The organism is Vibrio sp. 1402, from assembly GCF_033340275.1.
This window is the reverse complement of the sequence record NZ_JAWOWE010000675.1, coordinates 1-524: the sequence shown is the minus strand read 5'-3', so window position 1 is coordinate 524 and position 524 is coordinate 1. Positions and strand designations below refer to the sequence as shown.

Here is a 524-nt window from a genome sequence, read left to right as displayed (position 1 = left end):
ACAAGCATGTGTTGTGGTTTTTCTTCGCGTCCAGTTTCGTCATGACACCTAACACCAAAGGAAGCATCATTGCGGCTGTTGCTGTGTTGGAAATCCACATTGAAAGACCTGCGCTCACACCGAACAGCATAAATACCGCGACAGACATTCGACCACGAGCAATCAGCAACACTTTGTCAGCGAGTGCTTGGTCAAGTTTCTGCTTGTGCAACGCAGCGGCGAGAGCAAAGCCACCCAAGAACAAGAAGATGATTGAGTTCGAGAAGTTATTCAGTGCTGTTTGGGTGTTAAATACGCCCAAGAAGACGGCAAGCATCGGGATCAGCAAAGCAGTAATGCTGACGTGAATCGCTTCTGTTAACCAAAGAATCGCAACAAAAACTAAGATGCTGATGCCGGTTACGACTTTTGGTTCAAAGGGTAGGGTATTAAGCAAGATAATGAACAGCAGAATGTTGGCATTCAAAATCATGCTGTTGCGAGTGAAGAACCAACTCTTCAGTGGCACAGCGAGTGCGGTCATG

The 524-nt window shown here is 46.8% G+C and carries 1 protein-coding gene; it reads right to left on the bottom strand.

What is annotated here, in order from left to right:
- On the bottom strand, nt 1–523 hold a 523-nt coding region (locus R7044_RS27875), incomplete at its 3' end, for an SLC13 family permease (RefSeq protein ID WP_225456331.1).
- Between the last annotated feature and the right edge of the window lies 1 nt (nt 524).